1 protein-coding gene is annotated in these 537 nt (G+C 62.0%); it reads left to right on the forward strand.

What is annotated here, in order from left to right; all coding sequences use genetic code 11:
- Positions 1 to 232 precede the first annotated feature (232 nt).
- A partial coding sequence (gene sdhC, locus I0Q12_RS22760) for a succinate dehydrogenase, cytochrome b556 subunit (RefSeq protein WP_231611252.1) occupies positions 233 to 537 on the forward strand: 305 nt, incomplete at its 3' end.

A 537-nucleotide genomic window follows, 5' to 3' on the forward strand; every position in this document is an offset into this window, starting at 1 on the left:
GGGCCGGTACGAATCGCGAAGGAGATTAGTTCCCACGATTCCGATGGGTTTAGAGTCTGAACAAGTCGGTTCAGGTTCTCGTCGGGCCCGTACTGCGGAATCCCCCACAGGCTACAGCGGCTCGACGCGTCCACCATTGACGTTGGAGGCACAGCACTCGATGAGCAGCACGACTGAAGCCGCCCCCGCACCGGCGGGGCGCACACGGTCGCTTTACCGGGGAGATCCCGGAATGTGGTCCTGGGTTCTGCACCGGATCACAGGCGTGGCCACGTTCTTCTTCCTTTTCGTCCACGTTCTGGACACGGCACTCGTCCGGGTCAACCCCGAGACCTACGACAGTGTCATCGAAACCTACAAGAACCCGATCGTCGGCCTGATGGAGCTGGCGCTCGTGGCGATGGTTCTCTACCACGCGCTCAACGGCCTGCGTGTCATGCTCGTCGACTTCTGGTCGAAGGGACCGCAGTACCAGCGCGTGATGCTCTGGACGATCCTGGCGATCTGGTTCGTGGTGATGATCCCCGCGGCCGGACG

Origin of the sequence: Rhodococcus sp. CX, assembly GCF_015865005.1 — a bacterium.
Classification (GTDB): Bacteria; Actinomycetota; Actinomycetes; order Mycobacteriales; family Mycobacteriaceae; genus Rhodococcus.